We start from the raw sequence: 24,583 nt of genomic DNA, 5'->3' as shown, positions 1-24,583 counted from the left end.
AAGAGGCAATCGTACGACTTGCTACTGGCTTGCCACTGTATATTAGCAACAATGATGAGCTTGATAACTAATATTACATTACTGTTGTATTCCTGCCGCGCTGCCTTGCCGAGATTCCATTGGGCAACTTTTGCACGCCGCAGCCAGCTCCGCCACTTTTCATCAAGGAGTTACCCGTGCCTGATCGTCCCCGTATTTTTTCTTCCCCGCTGTCTGGCAAGCTGGGCCGGCTAAGTCTGTCCCTGTCCCTGTCGCTGGGCCTGGCCATGCCGGCCTGGGCCGATAGCGGCGTAGCCCTGTTTTCACCGAGCGGCACGGTCAAGGCCGTGCGCCAGGTACGGGCCCAGTTCGCCACGCCGATGGTGCCTTTCGGCGACATGGGCTTGCCCGCGCCGTTCGCCATCGATTGCGGCAAGGCCGAGCCTGGCGTCGTGGCGGGCGCGGGGCGCTGGGCAGACGAGCGCAACTGGAACTACGATTTCGAGCGCGACTTGCCGGCCGGCGTGGCCTGCAGCTTCACCTTGAAGCCAGGGCTGAAGGACTTGGCGGGCCAGGCCTTGCAGGGCACGGCGGCGTACCGCTTTTCCACGGGCGGCCCGGCCATCGTCGAGGCCGTACCGTATGACGGCCAGCCCTACATCGATGAAAACCAGATCTTCGTGCTGGGCCTGGACGCCGCGCCGAACGAGGCCAGCGTGGCCGCCAACGCGTATTGCCGCGCCGATGGCATCAATGAAAAGATTCCCGTGCGTCTGCTCAAAGGCAAGGAACTGGAGCAGGTATTGACCCTGCGCAAGAGCTTCCTCGACCGCTACCTGACCGTGTATTTCAAGAAGCGGGGCACGCTGTGGAAAGTGGGCATGCCCGTCGCCAGCAAGGGCGCGCCGCCGCTGCCCGTGACGGTGCTGCAATGCAAGCGCAGCTTCCCGGCCAACGCCAAGGTGTCGCTCGTGTGGGGCGAGGGCATTGCCAGCGCCAGTGGCATCGCCACGGACAAGGCGCAAACCCTGCAGTACAAGACGCGGCCCGATTTCACGGCCAAGTTCAGTTGCGAGCGCAGCAACCCGAAGGAGCAGTGCATCCCCTTCCTGCCCATGCGCGTGCAGTTTTCCGCGCCCGTGAGCGCGGCGCAGGTGCGCGCCATGACCCTGAAGGGCGGCGGCAAGACGTATGCGCCGACGATTGCAAAAGAGGAAGAAAAGGCGGAGTTCCTGTATAGCGCCACCTTCAACGGCCCCTTCCCCGTGCAAGCCAGTTTCGTGCTGAACTTGCCGCCGAAGCTGACAGACGATGCGGGCCGCGCCTTGCTCAACCGCGCGCGCTTCCCCATGACGGTGCGCACGGGCGAACAGCCGCCGCTGCTGAAGTTCCCGGCCCCGTTCGGCATCATCGAAGCCAAGGGCGACGGCTTGCTGCCCGTCACCGTGCGCAATATCGAGCCCGTGCTGTCAGGCAAGGAAGTCGCCCAGCCATCCGCTGCCGCCACGGGCGCCACCTTGCGCGTGCCCGACAATGACGACAAGTTCATCATCGAGTGGATGCAGCGCCTGGCCGGCGATGGCGCTGGCGGCGAGTACTGGCAGCCGTACGCCCAGTATGCGGGCAACATGAGCAAATCCGTGCTGGCCGACGCCGCCGGCGCGCGCCCCATCAGCCTGCCGCGCCCCGATGGCAAGAAAACCTTTGAAGTGATCGGCATCCCTTTGCAGAAACCGGGCTTTTATGTGGTCGAGCTGGCCAGCCCCATCCTCGGCAAGGTGCTGCTGGGCAAACCGACGACGGCGTATATCCGCACGGCCGCGCTGGTGACGAACCTGGCGGCCCACTTCAAGCACGGCGCGCAATCGTCGCTCGTGTGGGTGACGTCGCTGGACAAGGGCGCGCCTGTTGCGAAAGCGCAAGTGGCCGTGCGCGACTGCACCGGCAAGCTGCTGTGGCAAGGCGCCACGGGCGCGGACGGCGTGGCGCACATCCCCGCCGAGCTGGCCGCTTCCAGTTGCAAGAACAATGGCCGCTACTTTATCAGTGCGCGCAGCGGCGGCGACATGACCTTCACCCTGTCGGACTGGGTGGGCGGCATCGAAGCCTGGCGTTTCAATTTGCCCACGGACGACACGCGGGCCGACAACACCCTGCTGGCCACCGTATTCGACCGCACCTTGCTGCGCGCCGGCGAAACCGTGCACATGAAGCATTTCATCCGCAAGCACACGGGCGAGGGCATGAGCCTGGTCGACAAGAACAACGGCCCCGGCAGCGCCACCTCCGTCGTCATCACGCACCAGGGCAGTGACCAGAACTATCAATTACCGCTGCGCTGGTCCGCCGGCGGCACGGCGGAAAGCGACTGGCTCATTCCCGCCGACGCCAAGCAGGGAGAGTACAGCGTCACGATGGCGGGCCGTCCTTCCGGCAGTTTCCGCGTAGAAGCCTTCCGCGTGCCGACCATGAAAGCCGTGCTGCAGGGGCCGAAGGCGCCCGCCGTGCAGGCAAAGCAGCTGGCCCTCGATGCGCAGATCACGTACCTGGCCGGCGGCGCCGCCACGAATGCGCCCGTCAAGCTGCGCACGGTGCTGCAAGACAAGAGCGTGACGTTTGCCGATTATCCCGATTTCAGCTTCAGCAATGGCGACGTGAAGGAAGGTTTCGTCAAACAGGGCACGGGCTACGACGACGATGAAGGCGAATGGCAGGATGAAGGCCGTGGTGGCCCCTCCGGCGCCGGCGCGACGGCCGCGCGCACGCAAAGCTTGAGCCTGGACAAGGCCGGCGGCGCGCGCATCGTCATCGACCAGTTGCCGCAACTGTCCGTGCCGCGCGACCTGGTGGCGGAAATGGCTTTCCAGGATGCGAATGGCGAGACAGCCTCGGTGGCTGCACGGGTGCCGCTGTGGCCATCCAACTATGTGATCGGCATCAAGCCCGACGCCTGGGCCTTGAGCAAGGATGCCTTCAAGTTCACGGTCGCCGTGCTGGGCACGAATGGCAAGCCCGTGGCGAACGCCCCGGTCGCCGTGGACTTCTTCCAGCGCAACAGCTATTCGCACCGCCGGCGGCTGATCGGCGGCTTCTATGCGTATGAAAACAGCAGCGAAGTCGTCAAGCTGGGCCAAGCGTGCTCGGGCAAGACGGACAGCAAGGGCCTCTTGATGTGCGACGTGAAGGCGCCCGCCAGCGGTAATCTGGTGTTGCGCGCCCGCACGCAGGATGCGGCCGGCAACGCGGCCGTGGCCAACCGCGAAACCTGGGTGGCCGGCAGCGGCGACTGGTGGTTCAACGCCAGCGACAATGACCGCATCGACGTCTTGCCTGAAAAGAAACGCTATGAACCGGGCCAGGAAGCGAGCTTGCAGGTGCGCATGCCGTTCCGCTCGGGCACGGCGCTGATCACGGTCGAGCGCGAAGGCATCCTCGACACCTATGTGCGCCAGCTCAATGGCCGGGAACCGGTGGTGACCATCCCGGTCAAACCGAACTATGCGCCGAATGTGTATGTGTCCGTGTTTGTCGTGCGGGGGCGTGTCGATGGCGTGCAGCCGACGGCGCTGGTGGACCTGGGCAAGCCGGCCTACAAGATGGGCATCGCCCCGCTGAACGTGGGGTGGCAGGCGCATGAACTGAACGTCATGGTGGTGTCCGACAAGGAAGTATATAAAACGCGCGACAAGGCGGAAGTCTCCGTGCGCGTGCGCCGCGCCGACGGCAAGCCGCTGCCGGCGGGCGCCGAAGTGGCGCTAGCGGCCGTCGACACGGGTTTATTGGAGCTGATGCCCAACGATAGCTGGAAGTTGCTCGATACCATGATGGCACAGCGCAGCTTGCAGGTGGAAACGGCGACGGCGCAGATGCAGGTGATCGGCAAGCGCCATTTCGGCCGCAAGGCCTTCCCGGCTGGCGGGGGCGGCGGCAAGGGCGCCAGCCGCGAGCTGTTCGACACCCTGCTGTTCTGGAAGGGCACCGTCAAGCTCGACGCCAAGGGCGAAGCGACCGTGCAAGTGCCGCTCAACGATTCCTTGACGGGCTTCCGCATCGTTGCCATTGCCAGCGCGGGCAAGGAATTGTTTGGCACGGGCAGCACGGACATCCGCAGCTCGCAAGACCTGATCTTGATGTCGGGCTTGCCGACCCTCGTGCGCGAAGGCGACCAGCTGCGCGCAGGCTTTACTGTGCGCAACACCTCGGCCGCCCCCCTGAGCGTGGAACTCAATGCCAGCGCGGCCGGCAAGGCGCTGCCGCGCCAGAGCTTGACCCTGGCGGCGGGCGAAGCGCGCGAAACGGGCTGGGATTACCAGGTGCCGCTCGGTGCGCAAACTGTCGTGTGGGAGATCAGCGCCAAGGCGGGCAGCCACACCGCGGGTAGCGGGCTTGGCAACACCTCCGATAAACTGAAAATCACGCAAAAAGTCGGCCAGGCCACGCCCGTGCGCACGTATCAAGCCGCCTTGATGCAGATCGACAAACCCATCAATATGTCCGTGCAAATGCCGGCCGGCGCCTTGCCGGGCCGGGGCGGCCTGCAGACGAGCTTTGTCGCCAGGCTGGGCGGCGAGCTGCCCGGCGTGCGCGAGTACATGGCCGCCTACCCGTACACCTGTTTCGAGCAAAACACGTCGAAGGCCATCGCCCTGCAAGACCAGGAGGCGTGGAACCGGCTGGCCGCCAGCCTGCCCGCCTACCTCGATGGCGACGGCTTGGTGAAATATTTTCCCATCATGGAGCAGGGCAGCGACAGCTTGACGGCCTACGTGCTGTCGGCCACCAGGGAAGCGGGCTATGCAATTCCTGAACAAACGAAGAACCGCATGGAAGCAGCCTTGACGGCCTTCGTGCAGGGCAAGATCGTGCGCCGTTCCGCGCTGGCCACGACCGACCTGGCCGTGCGCAAGCTGGCTGCGCTGGAAGCGCTGTCGCGTTCGAATAAAGTGCCGCCCGATGCGCTGGAGAGCATCAGCATCAGCCCGAACCTGTGGCCCACGTCCGCCGTCATCGACTGGAGCTTGTTGCTGCAACGCACGCCAAGCCTGGCGCGCCGCGATGCGCTGCTGGCCGAGGCGCAGCAGATTCTGCGTTCGCGCCTGAATTTCCAGGGCACGACCATGGGCTTTTCCACCGAGCGCAAGGATAACTGGTGGTGGCTGATGGTCTCCGGCGACGTCAACGCCAACCGTTTATTACTGGCCGTGATGGACAACCCGGCATGGAAGGACGATATCGGCCGCCTGGTGCGCGGCAGCATGGGCCGCCAGAAGAAGGGCCGCTGGGATACCACGGTGGCCAACGCCTGGGGCACCCTGGCGATTGCCAAATTCTCGGCCAAGTTCGAGTCCACGCCAGTGACGGGCGCCAGCGCCGTCAAGCTGGGCAGCGATACGCAGGCGCTCGTGTGGAATGGCGCCGCGAAAGTGGGACCCGTGCTGCAGGCGTGGCCGAAAGGCACGGACACCCTGGGCCTGGCGCACAGCGGCACCGGTAAACCGTGGGCTACCGTGCAAAGCCTGGCGGCCATCCCGCTCAAGGCGCCCGTCTCCAGCGGCTACACGATCAAGAAAACCATTACGCCGGTGGAACAGAAAACGGCGGGCGCCTGGTCGCGCGGCGACGTCTACCGCGTGCGCCTGGACTTGTCGGCGCAGGCGGACATGAGCTGGGTGGTGGTCGACGACCCGATCCCGGCCAGCGCCAGCGTGCTGGGCAATGGCCTGGGCCGCGATTCGCAGCTGCTGACGGCGGGTGAAAAATCCACGGGCTGGGTCTGGCCCACGTTCGAGGAACGGGCCTTCGACGCCTTCCGCGCCTATTACGCGTTTGTGCCGAAGGGTAACTGGAGCGTGGAATACACGGTGCGCCTGAACAATGCCGGGGATTTCAGCCTGCCGGCCACGCGCATCGAGGCCATGTATTCGCCCGAGATGTTTGGCGAAGCGCCGAACGCGAATGTCAAGGTGGGCCAGTGAAGCGGTTGATCTTGATCATGGGCTGCCTGCTGGCCAGCCCGGTCTTCGCCGAGGCGGTCCTGACGCCGGCCCAGGTGCAGGCCGCTTACCGCAGTTCGGAAGCGCAGTTGCTGGACCGCGGCGGCGCACCGCTGCAATCGTTGCGCGTGGACATGAAGGTGCGGCGCCTGCCATGGGTGCCGCTGGCCGATATTTCTCCCGCCCTGCAGCAGGCCGTGCTGCTGGCGGAAGACCAGCGCTTCATGCGCCATGGCGGCGTGGATGTGTCCGCGCTGGCCACGGCCGCCTGGGACAATCTGTTTGCCAAGAAAGCCCGTGGCGCCTCGACCATCACCATGCAGCTGGCGGGCCAGCTCGATGCTGACTTGCAGGCGTCCTCGGGCGGACGCGGCCTGCGCCAGAAATGGGACCAGATGCGCGCCGCGCAGGCCATCGAGGATAGCTGGAGCAAGGCGCAGATTTTCGAGGCCTATCTGAACCTCGTATCGTTCCGCGGTGAGCTGCAGGGCATCGCCTCCGCCTCGTACAGCCTGTTTGGCAAGGCGCCGTCGGGCCTGAACCAGACGGATGGCATCATTTTGGCCAGCCTCGTGCGGGCGCCGAATGCGCCGCCTGCCGCCGTCACGCGCCGCGCCTGCGCGCTGGCAAAGGAGTGGCGCATGGACAGCAGCTGCCAGCTGATCGGCCAGCGCGTGCAAACGGCCTTGCAGCGCACGGCCCTGTACGCCGACCTGGCGCCTGCGCCGCAAGTGGCGCAGCAACTGCTGAAGCAGCCGGGCGCGCAAGTCGCCAGCACGCTCGACGGTGCGCTGCAGCGTTTCGCCCAGGAAAACCTGCGTCAGCAGCTGGGATCTTTGCGCGAGCGCAATGTCAACGACGGCGCCATCATCGTGCTGGACAACCGCAGCGGCGAGATCCTCGCCTATGTGGGCAATGCGGGCGGCAGCCACGTCGATGGCGTGACGGCCTTGCGCCAGGCCGGTTCCACTTTAAAACCATTCCTGTATGAACTGGCCATCGAGCGCCGCCTGATGACGGCCGCCTCCGTCATGGACGACTCGCCGCTCGACGTCGCCACGGCGTCCGGCATGTATGCGCCGCAAAACTACGACCGCAATTTCAAGGGCTACGTCAGCGCCCGCACCAGCCTGGCCAGTTCCCTGAACATTCCCGCCGTGCGCACGGTGCTGCTGACGGGGCAGGACGGTTTTTATAACCGCCTCAAGGACGTGGGCCTGTCGAGCCTGACGGAACCGGCCGAATACTACGGCCCGTCGCTGGCGCTGGGCTCGTCGGAAGTAACCCTGCTGGAACTGGCCAACGCCTACCGCGCGCTGGCGAATGGCGGGCTGTACAGCACAGCCAGCCTGCAGCCGGGGCAGGCTGGCAAGGACAGGCGCCGCGTGATGGAGTCGGGCGCCGCCTTCATCGTGAGCGATATCCTGGCCGACCGTGCCGCGCGCAGCATGACCTTTGGCTTGCGCAACGAGCTGGGGACGAATTTCTGGAGCGCCGTCAAGACGGGCACGAGCAAGGACATGCGCGACAACTGGTGCATGGGCTACTCGGCGCGCTACACGGTGGGTGTGTGGGTGGGCAATTTCGACGGCAAGCCCATGTGGGACGTGTCGGGCGTGACAGGCGCCGCGCCCGTGTGGCGCGACGTGATGGATTATTTGCACAGGAACGTGCCCAGCCATGCCCCGAAAGCGCCGCCAGGCGTGCTGCAGCAAATGGTGGCCTACCAGCCCGCGCTGGAAGCGCCGCGCCGCGAATGGTTTATTGCCGGGACGGAAAGTCCCGTCATCGCCGTCGTGGGCGACACCGTGAAGCCGCCCGCCATCGTGTATCCGGCCGAGGACAGCATCCTCGCCATCGACCCCGACATCCCGCCCGCCCTGCAGCGCGTGTTCTTCCAGGCGCAAGGCAGCCACGGCTTGCGCTGGGTGCTCGACGGCAAGGATATGGGCGGCGCAGCGGAGAGCATCAGCTGGCGCCCCGTGCCGGGCAAGCATGCGCTGGCCCTCGTCGATGACGCTGGCAAGACGGTGGCGCAGGTGGCATTCCAGGTGCGGGGCAATGCCCTGGCGCAGCTGGCCGCACAGGGAAAATAATCAATTCGATGGATAGTTCGCCGGGTCGATGGCCGGCGTGACGTAGTGCCGCAGCACATCGCCGCCGTGCGGGTGTTTTTGCGTGCGGCGTTTTTCTTCCGATGGCGGGCTGACCAGCACGATGGTCGCCTCGTCCGGATTGCGCAGGTTCACCACCGCGCTGACGCCGCCATCGCGGTAGCTGCCCATCACGCCGATGGCCATCTGCACGAACAGGGTGGCCGCGCCCGTGTTGCCCAGGCGCCGGTCCGTATCGATCCATTGCGCCGTGTTGCCGCTGTCGAGTTCCGTGCCGCCATCTTCCGCATGTTTCAGCAAAGTCTTGTGCAGCGCCAGCAGCTGCGCCTGATTGCCGCCGGTGGCCGCGACCAGGCGCGCCGGCGCGGCGGGACGTTCGGTTTCCGGCAGGCTGCGCAAGGCTTGCTGCCAGCCCGCCTGCAGGGCGTGTTCGCGCTGGTCGCGCCGCGTGAGCGGCTTGCCGTGTTCATCCGTCAATTTGATAAAAGTGGGCCGGTGGAGGAAGCCGAAGGTGGGCAGGCGGTCCAGCTGCGCCAGCTGTTCCTTGTTAAACGGCAGGGGAAACCAGGGCGTGGGCTGCCAGTCTTTCGGCGGCTGATAGGTCTTGTGCTGAAGCCTGTCGAGCATGCTGAAGCTGCCCGTGCCGCGGATGTCGGAACGCCGGGCGAATTGCGCGGCGACGGGCAGCCATTCGGCGATGCTGGGCTGGCGCCGGGTGATGGCTGTGGGATCAGTTTCCAGGCGTGCCTGTGGCACGGTGCCCATCAAATCATAGTAGGCCAAATACAGGCGCCGCGCCACGCCGTAGGTATTCAAATCGTCGACGCTGTCCTCGGGCGGCGCATCGTCGTACGCAAACTTGCGCACGGCATCGATGCGTTCGCGCCGGGCCAGCACGAACAGGGCGGAGGCGTCGGGCATTTCGGGGATGTAGCGGCCGTCTCTTGTGAGCGGTGGCGAGTTGTCCGGGCTGTACAGATCGCGCGTGGGCATGCTGTCTTCCGAATTGAGCACGATGTAGGGCACGTCGGGATGGGCATCGAAGAAGGCGAATACGTCTTCCAGTATGCGGTCTGGGTGTTCGCTCAGGCGGCGCGGACCGGAGGCAAACAAGTGCCAGTGCATACCGGATGACGTGGCGCCACCTGCCAAGCCTATGGCTGGCGAATCTGGGCGATCCAGCATGCGCGAATTGAAGATAGGTGGTTCCGCGTTAAAGACGGGAACACCGAAATACATGGGAGTATCCCTCGCCCCATTCTCCAGCGTGTCGCCGCCGCGGCCACCTGCTATCCCAGCTCTTTGCATGGCGTCCCAGGTGTATTTTTCCTTGTCCTGTTCGCGGATGCTGGCATAGGCATTTCCCTGCTGCAGCACTTCCCACAGCTTGCCTTGGCGATACTTGTCCAGAGTGACGCCGAGACCGATGACTTCCAGCACATATTCCCGCTTGTCCTGCTCGGTGGGCGCCGCCTGTTGCACTTGCGGCTGTGCGACGGCCACAGGCTTGGACGAATGCAGCCAGCGAGAACCGAGCAATGTAGCCGCGACGATGGGCGGGATCAGCAACAGCCATTGCAGGTGGCGCCATATTTTGCTGCTCATCGTGGACTCCTGTAAATAAGTAGGACTGATCAATACAAACCCAAGCAATAGCAGAGTCATCAATGCGAGGGTTACGCAGAAGGGAGAGAGCAAGTTCGGGAAAATTTTTTTCATCTTGGAATGTCATCGCTGGCTTTATGTACAAAAGGAGTGACGACCGATTCGGTACGCCTGCCATTCACTGTTTCACAAACGACGGTAGACGGCAGGCCTGCTTGCAGTGCGGGCACAAAGGCAGGTAAGTCTCCCGAACTGTAGTAATGTGCATTACCTTCAATGATTTGCTTGCGTTGTAGAGGTTCTGCAGCCCAATAGATTGCAAATTTTTTCATGAAATCCTCCCATCTCAGGATGGATTTTCTTATAGGATTTTTTTTGTCGTTTTGCAGCCGCCAATCCGCCACCGCACACAAATACCGGTAAAACTGCGGATCGCTGCTCGCCTTCCCGCTGCCAATGGCCACGTCATACGCCGTCACATTGCGGTGGTTTTCCGCGTTGCCGATGATGGCGCCGTGGAAGGATTTGGGGCTGACCTCGTTCTGCCAGCGCTTGCGCGCCTCGTTCGGGGTCTCTTCGCGGTCGACAATCAGCTTGTCGCCACCGCCCGGATGGCGCGAAACGCGGTCTATCCTGCATTTGTCGCCCGCTTCCTTGCCCAGGTTCAGGGCCTTTTCCACCTGCTCGCGCTCGCCCGCGCCGAACATGCCAACGCCGTACTCGGGAATGCGATGCTTGAGCGGCCGGGGATCGGCGATGATTTCCTGCTTGCGCATCCGCAAACCTTTTTTGCTGGTTACCGCAATGGCCGCGTCGATCGGGTCGACCTCTTCGCACGGTCCTTGCTGGTCGCGCGGCAGCTTGGCCTGGTCGGAATCCTTGGGGAATTGGCCAGGGCGGATCTCGCCGCCGTCCAGCACGGCCGCCCTGGGCGCGCGCAGCGCTTCGCCATTGATCGAGCGCAAGCCTTCGCGCCGGCCCGCTGCCGTGGAAAAGATATTCCATTTGCCGGGCTTGACTGGCGGCCATTGCGCCTCGTCATGGTTGCCGCGATGGCCGTGGTTGGCGCCGGCCACGTGGGCGTGGTCGTCCTCGCCTTCCAGGCGCAGGGCGAAGTCGTGCGGCGGCTGGCCGACCAGCACGGCCCCATTGTTTTTGCCAGCCGCGTCAAGGCGCTGTTTGTTGGTGAAGACGCGCTGGTAGAATCCTTTACGCAGTTCCGCCAGCGGTTGCCGGCGCTGGAATTCCTTTTCCCAGCAGGTGGGGCCGTCGCCCCAGATGCTTTTGTCCGTCTTGCCCTTGGTTCTGGACAGAGCATGGCCGTCGATGTAGTCGGGTATGCCTTGCCAGCCGATGCCCTGCATATTGTCCAGCGCTACCGTCATGTCTTCGGGGCAGAAGTACAGGTAGACCTTGCCCCGGTTGTCGCGGTCCGCTTCCGCCCGCCATGCCGCGCCCGCCATGCCATGGCAGACGGCATGATCCTTGATCTGCGCAAAGGCGGGCGTGGCATGCTTTTTTGCCACCACGCCCTGCACGATCTGCACCAGCGTCTGCAGGCGCGCATGCAGGGTCTGGCGGTTGTCGATGGCATCGTATTGCTCTTCCATCACCGCATCCCGGCCGCCGCCAAAGATGCGGCTCGATTCCGCCGCGCCAAAGAACATGGTCGTGTCTTCCACCAGGCTGTAGGGTGGGTGCGTGAGGATCAAGGTGTCGGCGGGCCGCTTGCCCTCGTCGAGCAGGAAGGCCTGTGCCAGCAGCGAGATCAGACAGCCCTGGCTGTGCGCGACGATGGACACCACGTCGTTGCTGTCGTAATCGCGGATCATGGCGATGAGCGCGGCCAGGCGCTTGGCGGCCAGCACCATGTACATGCGCCCGGGGGCCGTCATCAGGGGCCGCACGGGGTCGCCGCCCACGTCGTACGGCGAGAACAAGCCCTTGTTCCACATGTCAGGCAGGGTGTTGGTGGCATTGCCGAACGGGCCGCCATTCTTCGACATGTCCTTGTCCAGGCGGTTGCCGTAGCGGTCCGTGTTCTGGCCGTTGACCATTTTGCTGGCGTTGCCTTGTTCGCGAAAGCCCCAGTAAAACGGGATCACGGGGCTGTACGTCGTATCGTCAGGCTGGCGCTTGAAAAACACGTCGTCCGGGTCGGCCAAGGCTTCCTTCTTGTCGGACGCCTGCGGCATGCGGTAGGCGGCCGGGGTGAACACGTGGCCGCCGCCATACATGCGCGCGTCGAGTCCCTGGCAGAGTCCCTTTTCCACGGCGCCGAAACTGGTGCCCACATCGTTGACGCCATGGATGACGATGATGTTGCCGGGCAGCTCAGGGCGGATGCGCACGATGGCGTCCTGCATGCGGCCGCAATGGAGCAGGGCGGTACTCTTGCCGCTGGTGTAGGGAAGTTTGGGATACGCCATCGCCGCTCCATGCTGACCAGTCAGGACAGTGTAGAGAGGCGCGATGGCGGATTAGTTGCGCTTACGCAAACTTTGCGGGAAAGAATGCGGTCTTACGGCGCGCTGATGATCTTCGTCAGCGCGATGCGGTACGCGGGCTGCACGTCGCCATCCTGGTCCAGCTTGTCCGTCATGATCACGCCGAAACCCTGCGCGTACCACACGTATTCGCCGCTTTTACCCTTGCTCTTGCCGCCCACGTCGTGCAATTCGAACTTGCAGGCGTCGGGGAAGCGGCGGCCGCCCAGTTCCAGGCGTTCCCAGCCCAGGAAGGTGATCGAGAAATCGCGTTGATCGGTGCGCGTGGAGGTGGTGATCTTGTCGGACAGTCCCGCCAGCGGGTAGTGGGTGCTCGTTTGCGTGTCCGTGAATTGCACGCGCACTTCCTGGCCCGGGCGCATTTTGGCGGGGATGGCGGACTGCGGCGCGTAGACGTTCTTGCTGCGCACGGTGCCGTCTTCGTTGTAATGGACCGTGCCCGTCAGGAAGACCTGGCCGTCGCGGATGTCCTGGTAGGACGTGGCCAGCAAGACGCCGCCGTCGAGGATCAGCTGGATACCCTTGAGTTTCTTGCCTTCGAAGACTTCCTCGACGTTGACTTGCGCGTCGCCATTGTTCTTGCTGAACTTGACGCCCGTCGTCAATTCCATGCACTCGCCCACCGTCGGCGCCGCCTGTACGCCCGCGGCCGCCAATACGCCTGCCGCCACCAACACTTGCCATGCTGCTTTCATTGTCATCCCGGCTATCTTGTAAAGGCGTGATGATAGCGTGCCCTGGAGCAATGTGGCGCAGCGCTGGCGGCGGACTTAGCGGGTCTGTGCTACCGGTGTCGCTGGCGGCGAGGTGGCCGCTCCGCTGGCGGCCGGGGTGTCCGAGGTGGCGACGGGCTTGCCGCGGCGGCTGCGTTTGTCCGTGCGGGTTTTGCTGGCCTTGCCGTCGTGGATCAGCTTGCCCTTGTTGTCGAGCTTGTCGGACTGGTCCGATTGCTGGCCCGGATCGTTGGGATTGTTGGTATGGTTGCCCGTCTGGTTGACATTGGTCGTCGACTGGGCTTGCACCCAGGCGCCGCCCACGGTCATCAGGGTGGCGGCCAGCAAGAGAGCGGCGGTTTTCATGGCGGTGTCCTGTGTAGAAGTTGAGCTTGCATTCTCACACAGGAGTCCATCGGTATGGGTAGGACGCCGCCTCATGGCCGTGTCGGCCATTTGCTTCAGATTAACGGAACTGCTCCGTCGAGATGTCAAAGCGCTTGAGCTTGTCGTACAGGGTTTTCTTCGGGATATTCAAGCTGGCGGCCGCGTCGATGACGTTGCCATTGTGGCGGCGCAAGGCTTCCTCGATGATGGAAATCTCGAAGGTGTCGACCTGTTCGGCCAGCGACGCCTCGCGGCAGCCGGCCGGGCTCAGGGTGTCGTCCAGCAAGCCCAGCACGAAGCGGTCGGCCACGTTGTGCAGTTCGCGCACGTTACCGGCCCAGCGCTGCGCCATCAGGGAGGCGATCAGTTCGCCGCTGACGAGCGCGGCCGGCTGGCCATAGCGCAAGGCCGCCTGCAGCACGAAAAATTCGAACAGCAGCGGGATATCCTCGCGCCGGTTGCGCAGCGCGGGCAGGGTCAGGCTGGCCACGTTCAGGCGGTAATACAGATCGGGACGGAATTTCCCCTGTTCCGCCAGGACACTCAAATCTTCCTTGGCGGCGGCGATGACGCGGAAATTGACGGAAATCAATTTGTTGGAACCCAGGCGCTCGACTTGCCGCTCCTGCAGCACGCGCAGCAGTTTCACCTGCAGGGCCAGCGGCATGCTTTCGATTTCGTCGAGGAACAGGGTGCCGCCGTTCGCGTACTCGATCTTGCCGATGCGCTGGCGCTGCGCGCCCGTAAATGCGCCTTCCTCGTGGCCGAACAGTTCCGACTCGAAGATCGATTCGGGCAGGGCGCCGCAGTTGATCGCCACGAACGGATGGTCGCGCCGCTCGCTGAAGTCGTGCAGGCAGCGCGCGATCAGTTCCTTGCCGGTACCCGTTTCGCCGAGGATGATGATGTCGGCCGATTTCGGCGCCAGGTTCAGCACCAGCTGGCGCACCTTGGCCATGGCCGCGCTGCGTCCCACGATGCGCGCCTCGATGCCGACCCGCTGTTCCAGCTGGCGGCGCAAGTTCATGTTTTCCAGCACCAAATGGCGTTTATCCAGGGCGCGGCGGCACACTTCCACCAGCAAGTCGGCAGAAAACGGTTTTTCGATGAAATCGTAGGCGCCACGGCGCATGGCGCCCACGGCCATCGACACGTCGCCGTGGCCCGTGACGAGGATGACGGGCAGGCTGGCATCCTGCGCCACGGCGATATCGAGCAGTTTCAAGCCATCCATGCCGGGCAGCTTGATGTCGCTCAATAAAATGCCGGCAAATTCCGGCACCAGGTAGGGCAGCGCTTCCTCGGCCGTGGCGACGGCCGTCACTTGCAGGCCCGCCAGTTCCAGCGATTGCCGCGCGCCCTTGCGCACGACGGCATCGTCTTCCACCAGCAGCACTTGCATGCCTTCAAAATTATTCTCGTGCATTCCCTATTCCTTCGTCTCTATCTTATTCTCCCCCGGGGCGCAGCTCAGGGTGATGGTAAATTGCGCGCCGCCCCCTTCCTGCGCGCTGCGGTTGCGCACGGCCAATGCGCTGCCGGCCGCCCGCAGTATGCCAGCGCTGATCGACAATCCCAAGCCCAGCCCGTGTTCCTTGGTGGTATAGAAGGGGTCGAATATCTTGTCGAGCGAAGCGAGCGGGATGCCCGGGCCATTATCGGTGATGCGCAGCACGGCGAGGTCGCCTTCGCGGCGTACCTGGAACCAGATTTGCACGGGTTCGCTTTCCGGTACGGCATCCATGGCGTTCGTGATCAGGTTGGTAAACACCTGTTCCAGGCCGATGGCGTTGCACAGCACGATGATGTCGTCCTCAAGCCAGCTTTCATGCAGGGTCAGGCGCTGCGAGCCTTTGCGCGTGCGGATTTGCAGCATGGTTTGCGCAAACGCCTGGCGCACGCTGACGGGCTTGCGCGCATCGTCGCTGCGCCGCGCAAAGCCTTTCAGTTGCGAGGTGACATAGCCGAGGCGCTTGACGAGGTCGGAAATGGTCGACAGGTTGTCGAGCGCGTCGTCGATCTGGCCGCGTGCCAAAAACACCTTGGCATTGTCGGAAAACGTCTGCAGGGCGGCCAGCGGCTGGTTCAGCTCGTGCGTGACGCCGGCCGCCATCTGGCCGATGGCTGCCAGCTTGCCGCTTTGCACCAGTTCCGCCTGGGCGTAGCGCAAGGTCTGCTCGGCCCGCTCGCGCTCGGCCACTTCCGCCTGCAGGCGGCCGTTCGCGTGGACGAGGTCGGCCGTGCGCTGCTCGACCTTGATTTCAAGCTGTTCATAGGCACGGGCCAGCGTTTGCTGGGCGTTGAGCTTGTCGGCGATGCGGCGCCGGCGCTGGCGCGCATACATCAGGGCCAGCAGCAGCAAGGCCCAGCCCAGCGCGGCGGCGATGGCCGCGTTGCGCGCCGCCTCATCGACCTGGTCGAGCTCGGCCAGCACGGTGATTTGCCATTGCAGCGGGCCCAGCGCGCGGTTCACGGCCAGATAGTCCACCTTGTCGGCGCTGCCGGACAGGGCGGGCGTGTCGCCCGTCTGCGCACGTTCCAGTGTCATCACGCTGGCGCCGTCGGCGAACTGGCGCCGCAGCCGGTGCGGCAAGATGGGCAGGTTTTCCTGCAGGAACTGGCGCTGCGCGCTGATATCGTTCTTCGCGGCTGGCGACAAAGGCGCCAGGGTCTTGAACTTGAAGGCTTGTGTGGTGGCCAGGATCAGCACGCCATTCGCATCCTTGACCCAGATCTGTTCACCGGCGCCGGGCGTGCGCCACGATTGCTCGATCCAGTCCAGGTTGACCTTGGCGGCGACGATGCCGATGATGCGCCCGTTGCGCTGCACGGGCTGCGAAATGAAATAGCCGGCCTCGAAGGTGGAGGCGCCGATGCCGTAGAAGCGGCCGATGCCGCCCGCGATCGCATCCTTGAAGTAGGGCCGGAAACCGTAGTTGACACCCACATACGAGCTGCGGTCTTGCCAGTTGCTGGACGCCAGGGTCGTGCCCTTGTCGTCGAGCACGTAGACGGCAAACGCGCCCGCGCGGCGGTTCATGTCGACCAGGTAGGCGTTGATTTGCGTGACCTTGTCGGCGCTGGGCTGTTCCAGTAGTTGCGCTACGGCATCGCTCTGGGCCACGGCCAGGGGCAGGAATTCGTACTTGTTGAGGGCGCCGCCGATGGACGCCGCATACAGTTCCGCGCGCGAATCGAGCGTGCGGTGCAATTCATCGAGCTGGCGCTGCTTGACCCAGGCATACGACGCCCACGTCAGCACGACCAGCGAGCCCACGGCCAGCAGGGGGGCAAGCAGCTGTCTCAGGGGCCATTTGCCGAATGCCATGGTGCTCCGTGTGTCGGGTTAATTACGACGGTATTGTAAGGCTGAAACCCGCAAGTCGAAGACTGGGGTCGGACCTTAAGGTCCGCCCCCGGCACTTGCTTTCGGGTTAGCTTGCACGACGATTAATCTGCGGTGCTGGCCATCGTCTCGGCATTGTGATGACGCTGCTGCTCTTCCATCACCATCTCGCCCAGCATGCGCTTGAGGCGGTTGAACTCCGGGTCGCTCGGGTCGCGCGGGCGGGGCAGTTCGATGGCCACGTCGCGCTTGATGGTGCCGGGACGGTAGGTCATGACGATGGTGCGGTCGGCCAGGTAGATCGATTCCTCGATCGAGTGCGTCACAAACACGATGGTGGTGCCGAAGACTTTCCAGATTTTCAGCAATTCATCTTGCAGGTTGCGCCGCGTCAAGGCGTCCAGCGCGCCGAACGGCTCATCCATCAGCATGATCGGCGAATCGAGGGCCAGCACGCGGGCGATCGCCACGCGCTGGCGCATGCCGCCGGACAAGTCTTTCGGGTAGCGGGTACGGAATTCCGTCAAGCCCAGCATGCTCAGCAGCATGTCGACCCGCTCCTTGATTTCGGCCGGCGTCTTGCCGGCGATTTCCAGGCCGAAAGCGATATTGCTTTCGATGGTCATCCAGGGGAACAGCGCATATTCCTGGAACACCATGCCGCGGTCGGGGCCGGGTTCGGTAATCAGCTTGCCGCCGGCCAGGATCTGGCCCGACGTGGGCTGCGAAAAGCCGGCGATGGCGTTCAGCAAGGTCGACTTGCCGCAGCCGGACGGTCCCAGCAGGCAGATGAACTCGCCGCTGGCGATTTCCAGGTTGATATCCTTCAGGGCGATGACGTCCGCGCCGCCTGTGGTGAAGATTTTATTGACTGCATTGATATTGATCGTGGTCATGGCCGTTCCTCTCAGTGTTCCAGGCCGCGGTGCCACTGCAGCAAATGATTATTCAGGGCATTCATGGCCATGTCGATGGCCAGGCCGAACAGGCCGATGGTAAACATGCCGGCGATAATCTTGTCAGACCAGAAATATTCGCGCGCTTCCAGGATGCGGAAACCCAGGCCGCTGTTGACGGCGATCATTTCCGCCACGATCACGACGATGAAGGCCGTGCCCATGCCGATGCGCGCGCCGGCCAGGATGTACGGCGTGGCCGCCGGCAGGATGACGCGGCGGAACATGGTCATCTGGCTGGCGCCCAGGTTGCGCGCGGCGCGGATATAAATGCCGTCGACCTGGCGCACGCCGGCGATGGTATTCATCAGCACGGGGAAGAAGGAACCGATGCTGATCAGGAAGAAGGCGGGCGGGTTGCCCAGGCCGAACCATAAAATGGCCAGCGGAATATAGGCGATCGGCGGAATCGGGCGCAGCACCTGCACCAGCGGGTCGAACAGTTTATAGATGGTCTTGTTGGTGCCCATCAGCAAGCCCAGCGGCAAGGCCAGGCCGGCGCCGATGGCAAAGCCGCCCAGCACGCGCGACAGGCTGGCCCAGGCGTCGTGCGGCAGTTCGCCGGAGAACATCCACACCAGGTAATTGCCCGCTTCGGGCGTGTACGCTTGCATCGGGATCAGGTATTCATACCATTTCACCAGCACGGCCACGGGCGAAGGCAGGATTTGCGGGTTGATCCAGCCGAACGTCGACATGGCTTGCCACAGCAGCAGCACGGCGACGGGCACGGCGGCGCCGTGCGCGAAGCGTTTCATCATTTGCATATTCATCGTGACACTTTCAGATTAGCGAGGTCGTGGTTAGCGTGGGACATAGGACTTCTTGGCTTTTTCCAGCAGGTCCAGCTTGACCCAATCCTTGGCGGCAGGCGCCTTGGCCATGCGGCCCACGCCGAATTTCACCATGTAGTCGGTGGTCAGCTGCACGTGGCTTTGCGTGATGTCTTCCGTGAAGATGGCGTTGTCGATGGCGTCGCGGTAATCCTCGGACGTGATCTGGTTCTTGAACATCGATTCGCGCACGTATTTTTCTGCCAGTTTCGGGTCGGCCAGGAAGGCGCGGGTGGCGGCGACGAAGCAATCCATGAAGCGCTGGGCCACGGCCGGCTTTTCCTTGTACATCTTTTCCGTCATCACGAGGGCGCGCACGGGCTCGCCCAGCGGCGTGTCGTAGGGCTTGATGACGGCCGCGCCGTATTTCTTGTGGATCGCCTGCGTCGAGTACGGTTCGGACTGGCTCATGACGTCGATGTCCTTGGTCAGGAGCGCCTGGTTCAGGTCGGGGTAGCCCATGTACAGGATCTGCACGTCCTTGCCCGGCTTGTCGGACCAGGTCAGCTTGGCCTTGGTCAGTTCGGCAAACAGCAGGATTTCCTGCGGGCCGCCGCGCGTGACGCCGACTTTCTTGCCTTTCAAGCCAGCAATATCCTTGATGTTCAGGTCGGGCCTGGCGACGATCTGCACGCCGCCCTTGGCGAAGCCGCCCACCAGATACACGGGCAAGCCCGTGGCGCGGCCCGTGATGGCCGCTTCCAGCGCGCTGGCGGACACGTCGATTTCACCGGCGATCATGGCCGGCACGATGTCGAGGCCCTTGGCGAAGATGCGTTCCTCGATCTTCAAGTCGTATTTGGGCGCGATTTCCTTCATGTAGGCAACGGCGCCGTAATGGGCGAATTTCAGGTTGCCCAGGCGAACCAGGTCGGCCGCATGGGCGGCCAGCGGGAATTGCGCGGCCAGGGCGACGGCCACGGCCAGTGCCTTGGTGTTGAGGAAGGACGAGATGCGGAAGGTGCTTGCCATGCTGTTGTCTCCAAAAAAGGTAGATGGTTTTTATATTGGGTGAGGCTGCCGCTCTGATGGCGCTTATGAAAATATAAAAGCATCTTCCGTGCCAGTGGAGCGCATTTTGGCGTTTATTGCAAGTGATTGTTTATAAAGGCTTAATTTGAATCTATTGAAAATGGGAAATGGCGAGATTCCGCCTTTCCGCACGGCGAGGGGAAAGACTGTGCGGATTGCCGCATTGCGGCCGCTGCTGGCGAGGCGTGCCGGCGCCGCAGATACGGGTGAACCTTCATGGCGCGGGCGACTCCAAACGTAAAAAAACGCGTTGCAAACCGGCTGGCAACGCGTAACTCCCCCGTGGAGTAGGGATGGCGCCGCGTGGGCGCCTGATGGAGGCCTTCGTCTGTCGCCTTATTTCGGCGTGGCGGGCGGCAGGGCGGGCGCGGTGGCGGGATCGGTCAGCGGCGCAGGCGGCGTCGTGCTGCCCGGACCCGCTTCCGGCATGGCTGGCGTGACGGGGGCAGGCATCACTTGTGGCGTGGAGGCGGGATTCGGCGCCGTTTCGGGCAGGGGCGCTTCGGCCGGTTTTTTACAGGCGGACAAGGTGACGAGCAAGGCGGTGGCCCACAGGGCAGGCATTAGGGCAGGCATTTTCATGATGTTTCCTTTGCAAGAGTCGAAGGATCGCGGTGCGGGCGGCAGGCGCCGCGCGCGAAGCTTGAATTTATTGCAATGGCGACTCTGCTTCTGTTCGCTATTTCACTTTGCGCCATGAATGGACACAGTGTTTTTTTAGATGCCTTTTTTAGATGCCACGAGAGAAATGATTCAACAGGGAAATATTTTTCACTTTCTTGCTTCTAATGTTCGTTAACGCACAGACCAGCGCCGCCGGCACAGGCATTCTGTGTCCAGACGCTCAGGATTCGTGGCGTTCTGGTATAAAAATTGCCAAGAACTTAACAATCCGGGCTACCGGCAATCGTTTAAAAGGAGTATTCAAATGCATGCAATGACTCAGTCTCACGTGAAGAGCGAATTAAAGGCAGCGCACCAGGAACTTCGTAGCCCCGAAAAAGGCTCGCAAATGGTCGAACGCGCAGCACCCATCCCCCCGGAACGCATGAATCCCATTTCCATGGCACCGATCGAGCGCGTGCGTTCGACGTCGGCCACCCTGCGCCGCATCGAAAACATGCAAAAGCTGATCGGTGAATTGTCGCTGCACGAGATGCTGGCCGACGAAATCGCCTGGTTCCTCAAGTTTTCGCCATCGGGCGCCCGCAAATACATCCGCGACCTGCGCGAAGCGGGCGTGATCGAACTGGCCCGCTATATCGAAGGCACCGCCACCTACCTGGGCAAGGCAGTGTACCAGCTGACGCCGGACCCTGAGCGCGTGCGCGCCTTCCTGGCCGCCATCGTCCAGCCGAAACGCGAAGGCGCGCCACCGCGCAAGGACCGTCCAGGCTTGCGCGAGCAAAGCATGGCAGGCAGCGGCCGCCACTTCCACATCCTGGCCGATGACACGCATTACGCCATCCGCGTCAACCGCGGTCCCGTGACGCGCGATCCGCTGGTGGCCGCCTTGTTTGGCGCGCCACAGCAAAAGTCGGCCGAGTAAAACCTATCGGTTTTGTCAGGCGTTGTGACGTAATGGAAGCCGGGTTGCAACCCGGCTTTTGGCGTTGGAGCAAGCCCTTTGATCTTGGCGGATTGAAAAGATATTAATCAACCCCATGTGGGCTGGACTGCCGCCCGCAACGCGCGGGTTCACTTGAAGGAGCTGTCCTTGTCTGCCTACGCCGTGTTTTCCTGCCCCCATGCCTTCATTGTCCTGACGCGGGCCGCCGCATGAACCCGCTGCTGTGGATCGCCCTCGTCACGGCAGCCATCGTCTTTTCGCTGTGGTTCCCCCGCTGGCGCCTGAAGCGGGCCCTGGCGAAACCCTTGCCGCCGGAAGGCCTGGCCGTGCTGGAAAGCAATATTCCCGTCTACCGGCATATGCCGGCGCCGCTGCAGGAACAGTTGCGCCGCCTGGTCGTGCAATTTTTGTATCAGAAGAAATTCGTCGGTTGCGGCGGCCTGGAGATCACGGACGAGATGCGCTACACCATCGCCGGCCAGGCGTGCTTGCTGCTGCTCAATCGCCAGACCCAGGTGTATCCGGAACTCGACACCATCCTCGTGTACCCCACGGAATTCATCGTCACGCGCGATGAAGTGGGGCCGGGCGGCGTCGTCACGCCATCGGCCAACGGCTTGTTGGGCGAATCCTGGGGCGATGGCCGCGTCGTGCTGGCCTGGGACCACGTGCAGCGCGGGGCGGCCGACTGGACCGATGGCCACAATGTCGTGCTGCATGAATTCGCCCACCAGCTCGACAGCGAATCGGGCGCCGCGAATGGCGCGCCCTACCTGCCCAGCGTGTCGAGCTACCGCAGCTGGGCCACGGTGCTGTCGCGCGACTTCGACAACCTGCGCCACGACGCCATCTATCAGCAGCACAGCGTGATGGACCACTACGGCGCCACGAATCCCGCCGAATTCTTTGCCGTGGCCACGGAAACCTTCTTTGAAAAGCCGTACCAGATGGCCGAGCACCACGAAGAACTGTACGCGCAATTCTTGCAGTACTACAAGGTTGACCCGCGCGACTGGATGGCGCCGCCCGTGGAACCCGAACACATGGCCTCGCCGTTTCCCAATTACGCGCCGCACTGGTAAACGGGGCTTCAGCCCAGCAGCCGCCGTTTCAGCGCGGGATAGCTGCTGCGCGACACGGGAATGCCCGTGCTGGTCTGCGTGTCGAGCGCGTACTTGCCGCCCGCGGCGATCTGCAGCCGCTTGAAGCCCAGGCTGTTGACGAGGTAGGAGCGGTGCACGCGCAGGAAGTGGGGCGGCAGCAGGGCCATGAGCTTGTCGATCGGCAAGTCATGAAAACACTGTTCGCCGCTGCGCAGCACGATATTGCTGTAGTGGCCATCGGCTTGCACGTGATCGATGTCGGCCATGGCGATCCATTCCAGCGCGCCCCGTTTCTTGACGGCCAGCGAGGCCGCTTGCGTATGCCGCCCCGTATAGCGCTGCAGCGCCTTGTGCAGCCGTTCGCGGCTGAACGGCTTGGCGACGAAATCGAGCACGCCGAATTCGAAGGCCGTGATCGAGCGCTCCGCGTGGGCCGAGACGATGATGGTCTGGAATGGGGCTTGTTGGGCCAGGCGCAGCAGGTCATAGCCATCCCCGCCGTGCAAATTTAAATCCAGCAGCAGCAAGTCGACCTGCTCTTGCCCCTGCTTCTGCGCCAGGGCGGCCAGGGCTTGCGGGACATTGTCATGCAGCACGAGATTGCGGAGTCGCGCGCCGAAATGCGCGCGCACTTCGCGTTCCAGGCCTTGCGCGATCAGCGGTTCATCTTCCAGTATCAATACGTTCATGGGGCCGCCGGCAGGGTAAAAGTGAGACGCCAGCCAGCCTGATGCTGTTCGCTGGCATAGTGGGCCGCATCGCCGAACACGGCATGCAGGCTGGCGCGGATGTACTGTTCGCCCACGCCGCCGCCCGTATGGGGGCGCGTCTCGCCTTCGGGCAGGACCAGCGTAAGTATTTGCGTTTGCGCAAGCCTGGCGCTGCGCAGCACGAAGTGGGCACCGTGGCGGTAGCGGTTGTGGCTGAACGCGTTTTCGAGCGCCGTCAGCAACAGGGCGGGCGGCACGGCGATGCCCGCCGCGTCGCCATCGAGCAGCAGGCTGCACGGCTGCTGCAGCCGCGTGCCCATGATGCTCAGGTAGTTCTGGCACAGGGCCAGTTCCTGCGTCAGGGCGATGCTGGGCTGCTGGGCAAATTCATTGAGCATGCGCAACTCGGCCCCCAGCGCCTCGATGAAGGTTTCGGCCGCCTGCGGCGATTGGGCGTTGAGTTCGCTGATCAGGCTCAAGGAATTCATCAGGAAATGCGGCTGCATGCTTTTGCGCAAGAGCTGGTTTTCCAGCTGCCGGGCGCGCGCCGCCTTGCCGCGTTCGCTCAACAGCTGGGCCAGCAATTGCGCGCACAGGGGCAGCAGCAAGAAGCACACGACGAGGGCGAAGCCGCCTTCGGCAAACTGGCTGCCCGTCAGCAGGAACAGGGTGCACGAGGCCAGCGCGATCAAGGTGCCGCCGCGGCTGCCCGGCAGGCGGCGCCACAGGGCGATCAGGTTGAGCGCCAGGCTCGCCGCCAGACCCGTCATAAACATCAGCCAGCAGCTGGCGTCGAAATGCGCGGGCAAGGCGCCGGCCAGCGCGCTGCACGCCAGCAACACCGCCGCCGCCAGCGGCCAACGGGGCAGGCGGTACGCCGTATAAAAATACAGGGGCAGCAGGGCGGAAAACAGCCACGTCAGGGCGCTGACGGCATACAGGCGCGGCAAGTGCCAGGGGTAGGCATAGCCGGTAACGCTGCGCCAGAGTTCCACCACCAGCAGCAGCGCCGCCACCAGGCACAGCGCGGCAAACATGGCCCAGTGCCGCTGCCGCTGGTACAGCACCGTCAAGGCGAGGAACAGCAGGGCGACGGCGCCCAGCGCGCCCGCCAGCAGCAGCGGCGGCAGCCTGTACCAGGCCAGCGCCGCGCGGTAATCTTGCCGGTCGACCAGGTACAGCGCATACAATGGCGACGCCAGGCGGGCCGGCGCCTGCTGCGTCGACAGCAGCAGGCGCAGGTGGTGCTTGCCCACGGTCAACTGTTGCGGCGTCAGGTGGATGGCGAAATCGATGTCGCCCGGCCTTTCATCGACAGCCTGGCGGGCCGGCAGGCCATTGCTGCCGATCAAGTTGCCATCGAGCCACAGCTCGCTGGAAGCCAGCGCCGACAGTACCAGCAGCTGCGTCGACGAGGGCGTGGCGGCCAGGACCAGTTCGCGCTCGACGCACAGCAGCTGGCCCGGCCGGAGCAACTGGTGCAGCGTGGCGGCGGGCGCGGACGGCGTGTTGCCGCAGGTGCGCCAGCCTTCGCCCAGCCAGAGCGGATGCATGGCGCAGGCGAAAGAGGGCAAGGCCAGGCAGCACAGCAACAGGTAGCGGAAGAGGGAGGGCATGGCGGGCATTGTAGCTGCTCATTTGCTACTCCTTTGCAACATTTCCATGCTCCCCGGTGCCGTTCATGCAGTCCGCGTGCATTTCGTGCATCGTCCGCCTATGGCGCTGGCATGATGCT

The 24,583-nt window shown here is 63.6% G+C and carries 16 protein-coding genes; 4 read left to right on the top strand and 12 right to left on the bottom strand.

Annotation, left to right across the window (positions count from 1 at the left end; all coding sequences use genetic code 11):
- The first annotated feature begins 176 nt into the window (after positions 1-176).
- Positions 177-5,954, top strand: coding sequence for an alpha-2-macroglobulin family protein (locus tag AC07X6_RS13430; protein WP_494791284.1), 5,778 nt, complete (start codon positions 177-179; stop codon positions 5,952-5,954).
- 17 nt (positions 5,955-5,971) lie between these two features.
- A complete protein-coding gene (gene pbpC / locus AC07X6_RS13425; protein WP_494791350.1) occupies positions 5,972-8,068 on the top strand; it encodes a penicillin-binding protein 1C in 2,097 nt (698 codons plus the stop codon).
- Here pbpC and AC07X6_RS13420 read toward each other — a convergent pair whose 3' ends face one another.
- From AC07X6_RS13420 to AC07X6_RS13375, 10 genes are all read right to left on the bottom strand, one after another.
- Entirely contained in the window at positions 8,069-9,691 is a 1,623-nt protein-coding gene (locus AC07X6_RS13420; protein ID WP_494791283.1) for a type VI lipase adapter Tla3 domain-containing protein, read from the bottom strand. It abuts the gene before it with no gap.
- Positions 9,692-9,801: 110 nt separating this feature from the next.
- Entirely contained in the window at positions 9,802-12,120 is a 2,319-nt protein-coding gene (locus AC07X6_RS13415; protein WP_494791282.1) for a T6SS effector phospholipase Tle3 domain-containing protein, read from the bottom strand.
- A gap of 92 nt (positions 12,121-12,212) precedes the next feature.
- Complete coding sequence (locus AC07X6_RS13410) at positions 12,213-12,899, bottom strand: hypothetical protein (RefSeq protein WP_494791281.1); 687 nt, start codon at positions 12,897-12,899, stop codon at positions 12,213-12,215.
- Between the two features lie 69 nt (positions 12,900-12,968).
- Positions 12,969-13,277, bottom strand: a complete 309-nt coding sequence (locus AC07X6_RS13405; RefSeq protein ID WP_494791280.1) for a hypothetical protein — start codon at positions 13,275-13,277, stop codon at positions 12,969-12,971.
- 100 nt (positions 13,278-13,377) lie between these two features.
- Positions 13,378-14,724 carry a sigma-54-dependent transcriptional regulator gene (locus AC07X6_RS13400; protein WP_152254507.1) on the bottom strand — a complete coding sequence of 449 codons (1,347 nt, stop codon included), beginning with the start codon at positions 14,722-14,724 and terminating at the stop codon, positions 13,378-13,380.
- Between the two features lie 3 nt (positions 14,725-14,727).
- Positions 14,728-16,626 carry a sensor histidine kinase gene (locus tag AC07X6_RS13395; protein ID WP_494791279.1) on the bottom strand — a complete coding sequence of 633 codons (1,899 nt, stop codon included), beginning with the start codon at positions 16,624-16,626 and terminating at the stop codon, positions 14,728-14,730.
- 122 nt (positions 16,627-16,748) lie between these two features.
- Positions 16,749-17,540: an ABC transporter ATP-binding protein gene (locus tag AC07X6_RS13390; RefSeq protein WP_230541760.1), complete on the bottom strand. Its 792-nt coding sequence runs from the start codon at positions 17,538-17,540 to the stop codon at positions 16,749-16,751.
- Between the two features lie 11 nt (positions 17,541-17,551).
- Positions 17,552-18,361, bottom strand: a complete 810-nt coding sequence (locus AC07X6_RS13385) for an ABC transporter permease (protein WP_442908093.1) — start codon at positions 18,359-18,361, stop codon at positions 17,552-17,554.
- A gap of 42 nt (positions 18,362-18,403) precedes the next feature.
- Positions 18,404-19,405, bottom strand: a complete 1,002-nt coding sequence (locus tag AC07X6_RS13380) for an ABC transporter substrate-binding protein (protein ID WP_494791278.1) — start codon at positions 19,403-19,405, stop codon at positions 18,404-18,406.
- Between the two features lie 396 nt (positions 19,406-19,801).
- A complete protein-coding gene (locus tag AC07X6_RS13375) occupies positions 19,802-20,047 on the bottom strand; it encodes a hypothetical protein (RefSeq protein WP_474290297.1) in 246 nt (81 codons plus the stop codon).
- A gap of 466 nt (positions 20,048-20,513) precedes the next feature.
- Between AC07X6_RS13375 and AC07X6_RS13370 the strand changes: the two genes are divergently transcribed.
- Positions 20,514-21,014, top strand: a complete 501-nt coding sequence (locus AC07X6_RS13370; protein WP_223278908.1) for a winged helix-turn-helix domain-containing protein — start codon at positions 20,514-20,516, stop codon at positions 21,012-21,014.
- Positions 21,015-21,244: 230 nt separating this feature from the next.
- Complete coding sequence (locus AC07X6_RS13365; protein WP_494791277.1) at positions 21,245-22,117, top strand: M90 family metallopeptidase; 873 nt, start codon at positions 21,245-21,247, stop codon at positions 22,115-22,117.
- A gap of 8 nt (positions 22,118-22,125) precedes the next feature.
- On the opposite strand, the gene AC07X6_RS13360 is transcribed toward AC07X6_RS13365, so the two are convergent.
- Both AC07X6_RS13360 and AC07X6_RS13355 read right to left on the bottom strand, forming a co-directional pair.
- The gene (locus AC07X6_RS13360; protein ID WP_494791276.1) at positions 22,126-22,827 is read right to left on the bottom strand and encodes a LytR/AlgR family response regulator transcription factor; all 702 of its coding nucleotides are present in this window, start codon (positions 22,825-22,827) and stop codon (positions 22,126-22,128) included.
- On the bottom strand, positions 22,824-24,464 hold the full coding sequence (locus AC07X6_RS13355) for a histidine kinase (protein ID WP_494791275.1): 1,641 nt from the start codon (positions 24,462-24,464) through the stop codon (positions 22,824-22,826). The genes AC07X6_RS13360 and AC07X6_RS13355 overlap by 4 nt, the downstream gene beginning before the upstream one ends.
- Positions 24,465-24,583: the final 119 nt, after the last annotated feature.

Source organism: Janthinobacterium sp. GW460-12-1-14-LB5, from assembly GCF_059423585.1.
This window is presented reverse-complemented; position numbering and strand designations above follow the sequence as displayed.